The sequence below is a fragment of the Amycolatopsis sp. NPDC059021 genome, from assembly GCF_042739895.1.
Taxonomy (GTDB): Bacteria; Actinomycetota; Actinomycetes; order Mycobacteriales; family Pseudonocardiaceae; genus Amycolatopsis.
The window spans coordinates 1-6,740 of the sequence record NZ_JBHYIQ010000192.1 but is presented as its reverse complement, the minus strand read 5'-3'; the positions used below and the strand labels follow the sequence as shown (position 1 = coordinate 6,740).

Annotated in this window: 7 protein-coding genes; 4 read left to right on the top strand and 3 right to left on the bottom strand. The window is 66.6% G+C overall.

The window, feature by feature from the left end; translation table 11 throughout:
• Positions 1 to 145 precede the first annotated feature (145 nt).
• Complete coding sequence (locus ACFWX1_RS47610; RefSeq protein ID WP_378396553.1) at positions 146 to 877, bottom strand: IclR family transcriptional regulator; 732 nt, start codon at positions 875 to 877, stop codon at positions 146 to 148.
• Positions 878 to 1,019: 142 nt separating this feature from the next.
• On the opposite strand from ACFWX1_RS47610, the gene ACFWX1_RS47605 reads away from it, so the two are divergent.
• Both ACFWX1_RS47605 and ACFWX1_RS47600 read left to right on the top strand, forming a co-directional pair.
• Entirely contained in the window at positions 1,020 to 2,186 is a 1,167-nt protein-coding gene (locus tag ACFWX1_RS47605; protein ID WP_378396552.1) for an acyl-CoA dehydrogenase family protein, read from the top strand.
• Complete coding sequence (locus tag ACFWX1_RS47600) at positions 2,186 to 3,385, top strand: CaiB/BaiF CoA transferase family protein (protein WP_378396551.1); 1,200 nt, start codon at positions 2,186 to 2,188, stop codon at positions 3,383 to 3,385. Before ACFWX1_RS47605 ends, ACFWX1_RS47600 begins: the two co-directional genes overlap by 1 nt.
• A 143-nt stretch (positions 3,386 to 3,528) precedes the next feature.
• Here ACFWX1_RS47600 and ACFWX1_RS47595 read toward each other — a convergent pair whose 3' ends face one another.
• Positions 3,529 to 4,518, bottom strand: coding sequence for a malate dehydrogenase (locus ACFWX1_RS47595; protein WP_378396550.1), 990 nt, complete (start codon positions 4,516 to 4,518; stop codon positions 3,529 to 3,531).
• A 108-nt stretch (positions 4,519 to 4,626) separates the two neighbouring features.
• Positions 4,627 to 4,803 carry a hypothetical protein gene (locus ACFWX1_RS47590; RefSeq protein ID WP_378396549.1) on the bottom strand — a complete coding sequence of 59 codons (177 nt, stop codon included), beginning with the start codon at positions 4,801 to 4,803 and terminating at the stop codon, positions 4,627 to 4,629.
• A gap of 249 nt (positions 4,804 to 5,052) precedes the next feature.
• On the opposite strand from ACFWX1_RS47590, the gene ACFWX1_RS47585 reads away from it, so the two are divergent.
• Together ACFWX1_RS47585 and ACFWX1_RS47580 are read left to right on the top strand one after the other, a co-directional pair.
• Positions 5,053 to 5,688: a DUF4360 domain-containing protein gene (locus tag ACFWX1_RS47585; RefSeq protein ID WP_378396548.1), complete on the top strand. Its 636-nt coding sequence runs from the start codon at positions 5,053 to 5,055 to the stop codon at positions 5,686 to 5,688.
• A gap of 367 nt (positions 5,689 to 6,055) precedes the next feature.
• Positions 6,056 to 6,691 carry a DUF4360 domain-containing protein gene (locus tag ACFWX1_RS47580; RefSeq protein ID WP_378396547.1) on the top strand — a complete coding sequence of 212 codons (636 nt, stop codon included), beginning with the start codon at positions 6,056 to 6,058 and terminating at the stop codon, positions 6,689 to 6,691.
• Positions 6,692 to 6,740 lie beyond the last annotated feature (49 nt).

Sequence of the window (6,740 nt, the reverse complement as noted above, 5' to 3'; positions counted from 1 at the left end):
GGGCGCCCGGGGGGCGCGGGCAGCCCCCGGGGCGTCCCTCGGTGCACCCAACGCACCCAGGGACGCCCTTGTCGCACCGTAGCCAGGCCAGCACACCGCAGGCATTCCGGGCGCATCCACAGCCCCAGAACCTCCAGCGAGACTGTCAGCCGCGGCCGGGCAAGCGGCCCGCGATGGCGGTGGTCGCGTCGATCAGCGACTCGGCGATCGCGGGCAGCCGGTCGAGGATGCGGGAGGTGGGCCCCGCGACGGCGATGACGGCGACAGGACCGCCGTTGATCAGGACCGGCCGCGCCGCGGCACTGACGTCGGGCAGCGTCTCGCCGCGATTGAAGGCGACACCGTCCGTGCGGACGAGGTCGAGTTCCGCCCGTGCCGCCGGAATGCGATCCTCCGGCAGTACGGAGGCCAGGTACGCCTCCCGGCGTCGTTCGGGCAGGTACGCCAGGAGCACCTTGCCCGCGCTCGGCGGATACAGCGGCCGCCGGACGCGCAGGGGAGGGGAGTAGCGGATCAGCTGCCCGGATTCGACGGTGTCGAGGTAGATGAGCGCGTCGCCGACACCGATGCTGAGCGTGGCCGTCTCGTCGAACTTCGCGCGGAGGTCTTCGAGACTGGGGCGCGTCGCGGCGACGATGTCCGGCCTGCCCGCGGGCGACAGGTTCGCGAGTGCCGGGCCGAGCCGGTAGACGCCGCCGTCCTCGATCAGGTAGCCGGTGGAGACCAGGCCCTTCACGAGGCCGAACACCGAGGACTTCGGCGCGTCCAGGGTGGCGGCCAGTTCGTGCATCCGGGCGCCGCCTTCGCGGGCGACGCTCTCCAGGATGCCGGTTACGCGGCTCACCGTGCGGTGTTCCCGTGCGGCGGACTCGCTCATCGGCATCCTCCATGCGTTCGTATATACGAACTCTAGCGCACCTGGTGCGCGGAGTATGCCTTGATCGGAGCGTGTCTGCCGCTTACGTTGGCCGTAGATCCGGATTCGGGTTCGTAAATACGGACGATCGGAAGGCGAGGTCGTGGATTTCCGGCTGACCGATGATCAGGAGCTCATCCGCGGTGCGGTCCGCGAGCTCGCGGGGAAGTTCTCCGACGACTACTGGGCGGACAAGGACGAGCGAGGCGAATTCCCACACGAGTTCTACGACGCCTTCGCCGGCGCGGGCTGGCTCGGCATGGCGATCCCTGAGGAGTACGGCGGCGGCGGTCTCGGCATCCTCGAAGCCGCGCTGCTCCTCGAAGAGGTGGCCGCCTCCGGCGCGGCGATGAACGGCTGCAGCACGATGCACCTGACGATCTTCGGGCTCAACACGATCGTCAAACACGGCAGCGAGCAACTGCGCCGCGAGATCCTGCCCCGGGCCGTCGACGGTTCGCTGCACGTGTGTTTCGGTGTCACCGAGCCCGACGCCGGGACCGACACCACGCGGATCACGACGTTCGCCCGGCGTGACGGCGACTCCTACGTCGTCAACGGCCGCAAGGTGTTCATCACCAAGGCGGGCCAGTCGCAGAAGATGGTCCTCATCGCGCGGACCACCCGGCGCGAGGACGTCGAAAAGCCCACGGACGGGATGTCGTTGTTCCTCGTCGACATCGAATCCGACGCCGTCCAGCTGCGCGCCATCCCGAAGATGGGCCGCAACGCCGTGCACTGCTACGAGGTGTTCATCGACGACCTCCGCGTCCCGGAATCGGCGCGGGTGGGGGAGGAGGGGCAGGGCTTCCGGTACCTGCTCGACGGCCTCAATCCCGAACGGATCCTGCTGGCCCACGAAGCACTGGGGATCGGACGCGCCGCGTTGCGCCGTGCCGTCCGGTACGCCAACGAACGTGTCGTCTTCGACCGCCCGATCGGCCGGAACCAGGGCATCGCGTTCCCGCTCGCCGAGGCGGCGACCCGGCTGGACGCCGCCGAGCTGATGGCCCGCAACGCCGCCTGGCGCTACGACCAGGGCCTGTCCTGCGGTAAAGAGGCCAATATGGCGAAATGGCTGTGCGCCGACGCGGGGTTCCAGGCCGCCGACGCCGCGGTGCAGACGCACGGTGGCATGGGCTACGCGCGGGAGTATCACGTGGAGCGGTATTTCCGGGAGGCCCGCCTGCTGCGGCTGGCACCGATCAGTCAGGAGATGATCATGAACTACGTCGCCCAGCACGTCCTCGGGCTCCCGAGGTCCTACTGATGGCGGCGCGGGCGCTGGACGGGCTCAAAGTCCTCGACCTGTCCCGGGTCCTGGCAGGCCCGTACTGCACGCAGATGCTGTCCGACCACGGCGCCGAGGTGATCAAGGTCGAGCCGCCGGGCGGGGACGAGACCCGCGGCTGGGGCCCACCGTTCGTCCGCGAGGGCACCAGCGCGTACTTCACGAACCTGAACCGCAACAAGAAGAACATCGTGCTCGACCTGTCCTCGGACGCCGGCCGCGAGATCCTCGCCCGCTTGCTGTCCGATGTGGACGTCGTCGTCGAGAACTTCAAGGCAGGGACGCTGGCCAAGTGGGGTTACCCGGACGACGTCATCCGTGAGCGCTGGCCCCGCCTGATCCATTGCCGCATCACCGGATTCGGCACCGAAGGACCAATGGGCGGCATGCCCGGCTACGACGCGGTCCTCCAGGCGTACGGCGGTTTGATGTACGTCAGCGGCGAGGCGGACGGCCCGCCCGTACGAGTCGGTGTTCCGCTGGTGGACAGCGTCACCGGGCTCTTCGCGTTCTCCGGCATCCTGCTCGCTCTGCGCGAGCGGGAGACGTCCGGGCTCGGCCAGCTGGTGGACTGCGCGCTGCTCGACACCGCGATCAGCCTGCTGCACCCGCATTCCGCGAGCTGGCTCGCCGACGGCGTCGTCCCGCCCCGCGCCGGATCGGCGCATCCGTCCATCGCGCCCTACCAGAACTTCGAGACCCAGGACGGCCTGCTGTTCATCGGTGCCGGGAATGACCGGCAGTTCGCCACCCTCGCCGACGTCCTCGGTGATCCCGGACTCGCCGAGGACCCCCGGTTCGCCACCAACGCCGACCGCGTGCACAACGCCGTCGAACTCCGCCGCATCCTCGGCGCCCGGATCGCCTGCTGGACAGGGGAGGAGCTGGGGACACGCCTGCTCGCCCGCGGCGTCCCCGCCTCACCCGTCCACACCGTCGCCGAGGCCATGGACAGCCCCCAGGCCCGCCACCGCGAGATGGTCGTCGACCTCGACGGCTATCGGGGAGTGGGGATCCCGGTCAAACTCGGCCGCACACCCGGCAAGCCCGTCAGTCCACCGCGGACAGCGGGGGAGGACACCCGAGCCGTCCTGACCTCGGCCGGATACAGCGAGGCCGAGATCGACACCGCGATCAGCCAAGGCACCGTGAGAACTCCGGGTTCCGAAAACCTCTAAGTGTATAACGATCTATACGGCCGGGCTGTGAGTGAAAAAATCGTCCCCACGTAAGCATTCCACTCGCGACCAAAACAGCACAGACAGGGAGAGGCCCCTCTCGCGTGGCTGCGAAAGGGGCCTCTCCCATGAAGTGGTCAGCCTCAGATCAGGCCGAGCTTCTTGACGGCGTCGCGCTCCTCGGCCAGCTCGTTGACCGAAGCGTCGATGCGGGGACGGGAGAACTCGTCGATCTCCAGGCCCTGGACGATCTCGTACTTGCCGTTCTTCGCGGTGACCGGGAAGGACGAGATGAGGCCCTCCGGTACACCGTAGGAGCCGTCCGAGACGACGCCGGCGGAGGTCCAGTCACCCTCGGCGGTGCCGTTGACCCAGGTGTAGACGTGGTCGATGGCGGCCGACGCGGCGGAGGCGGCCGAGGAAAGGCCACGGGCCTCGATGATCGCCGCGCCGCGCTTGGCGACGGTCGGGATGAAGGTGTCGGCCAGCCAGGCCTGGTCGTTGACGGCCTCCGTGGCGCTCTTGCCCGCGACCTCGGCGTGCTGGATCGAGGGGTACTGGGTGGCGGAGTGGTTGCCCCAGATCGCGACCTTCTTGATGTCGGTCACGGGGACGTCGAGCCGCTTCGACAGCTGCGCGAGGGCGCGGTTGTGGTCGAGGCGGGTCATGGCGGTGAAGCGCTCCGCCGGGACGTCGGGGGCGTGCTGCTGCGCGATCAGGGCGTTGGTGTTGGCCGGGTTGCCGACGACCAGGACGCGGATGTCCTCGGCGGCGCCGGCGTTGATGGCCTCGCCCTGGGGCTTGAAGATGCCGCCGTTGGCCTCGAGCAGGTCGCCGCGCTCCATGCCCTTGGAGCGGGGACGCGCGCCGACCAGCAGGGCCACGTTGGCGCCCTGGAACGCCTGCTTCGGGTCGTCGAAGATGTCGATCCCGGCGAGCAGCGGGAACGCGCCGTCCTCGAGTTCCATCGCGGTGCCCTCGGCCGCCTTGACCGCCTGCGGGATCTCCAGGAGCCGCAGCTTCACCGGGGTGTTGGCGCCGAGCAGCTGACCGGACGCGATGCGGAACAGCAGCGCGTAGCCGATCTGGCCGGCCGCACCGGTGACGGTGACGTTGACGGGGGCTTGGGTCATTGCGCTTCTCCAGCTTGAGACGACTTTGGCTAGTACCGCGATGCTAGTACCCCGCGCGGTCCTCGTCCGGGTGCGTCCAGTCACTGTTCGCCGGGGGTGACGTTGCCCTCAGCCGGGCGAGTAGCCGCAGGGGGCGATCTCGCGGTCGGACAGGCTCGCACGCAGCTGTTCGTCGTGGGCGATGGCCGCGGGGCGACGAGCCCGTCCTGTCGCGAACGCTCCGTTCGAGACGATCAACGTCCTCAACGGAGCGTTCGCGACAAAGGAGATGGCGTCCCTCGGCACCTCGCTCACCAACGCTTACGCGGCAGGGCGTGGCGGGCCTCTGCGTCCCGGTGCGGCGGCGATCTCTAAAACGGTTCCGAAGGTGTGACTACCCGGTCCGGCCCGTCGATTCTTTTGTCAATTCTTACGTATTTACCTCTGCGTGACCCTGCGTGAATGACTTTACTCCATACAGCGGGCGTCGCGTGGTAGTGGTTGCGCTACTCTGGCGAAGCCTACGCCCACACGGAAGTAAGGGGAAGGAACCCCATGCTTACTGCGATGGCTGCTGCCCTTTTAGCAATTTCGTCGGTCGCTGCTCCGCATACGTGGCCGACGAATCCGCCACCGGACAAGATTATTATCGATGTCGCTACTGTGAACGGTACCGGCTGCCCGCCCAAGTCGGCCGCGGTTTCGGTGGCGCCGGATAATACGGCGTTCACTGTGACCTACAGCGTTTATACGGCCAAGGTCGGCGTCGGGGCGTCACCGACGGACTTCCGCAAGAATTGTCAGATCAGCCTGAAGGTGCATGTGCCGCAGGGCTTCACCTACGGTATCACGCAGGCTGACTACCGTGGCTTCGCGCATCTCGAGGCCGGCGCGACCGGATTGGAAAGAGCGAATTACTATTTCCAGGGCAATTCGCCGACTGCCTTCATTGATCACCCCCTGAAGGGGTTCCTGGAGGATGACTGGCAGTTCACCGATCAAACGGACATCGGTGCGATCATCTACAAGCCGTGTGGTGAGGAGCGCAACCTCAACATCAACACGGAACTGCGGGCGAATGCCGGGACGTCGGATCCGAAGAAGACGACGAGCTTCGTGACGATGGACTCGACCGACGGCAGCATCAAGACCATCTACCACTTCGCCTGGAAGACCTGCCCGGAGCATTGAGCGGCGCTGGGACGCGTGAGCGCCCGGTCTTCGGTGTCCACGCGCCCCGGTCCGGTCGCGAGCGAGCGCCGCCCGGCGGGCGCGACGCCGTCATGGCGAAGGGGATACCCCAATTGCCGTGATTGCCGGATTGTATTCATGCCGGGCTGTCCAGACCAGTTCGATGCATTGGTTCGTCACTGTGGATTCGGCGCGCCTTTTTTGTTGAACAGTCAATATCCACAGTGGCTTTGTTAAGGATACGGTTAACACTTTGCTGCGCGCAGCTAAGTAATTACGTTGCTCCATTCAGTGGGCCTCGGCGGGTAGCGGTTGCGCTACCCTGTCGACACCCCCGCCCACATCGGAAGTAAGGGGAAGGAACCCCATGCTTACTACGATGGCTGCTGCCCTTCTAGCGCTTTCATCGGTTGCTTCGCCGACGCCGCATTCGTGGCCGACGAATCCGCCGCCGGATCGGATTATCATTGATGTCGCCACCGTGAACGGTAGCGGCTGCCCGCCCAACTCGGCCGCGGTCGCGGTCGCGAGCGACAATACAGCGTTTACCGTGACCTACAGCGAATACACGGCCCAGGTCGGTGTCGGTTCCTCGCCAACGGACTTCCGTAAGAACTGCCAGATCAACCTGCGCGTCCACGTGCCGCAGGGCTTCACCTACGGAATTGCCGCGGCCGATTACCGTGGTTTCGCGCACCTCGAATCCGGCGCGACCGGCCTCGAACGGGCGAACTACTATTTCCAGGGCAACTCGCCGACGGCCTACGTGAATCATCCGATCAAGGGGTTCTTCGAGGACGACTGGCAGTTCCGGGATTCGACGGATGTCGGTGCGATCGTTTTCAAGCCGTGTGGTGAGGAGCGCAACCTCAACATCAACACGGAGCTGCGCGTGAATGCCGGGACGTCGGATCCGAAGAAGACGACGAGCTTCGTGACGATGGACTCGACCGACGGCAGCATCAAGACTGTCTACCACTTCGCCTGGAAGACCTGCCCGTAACAGCGCGTGACAGCGGACTCGTGAGCGCTCACCCCCTGGCGCTCACGAG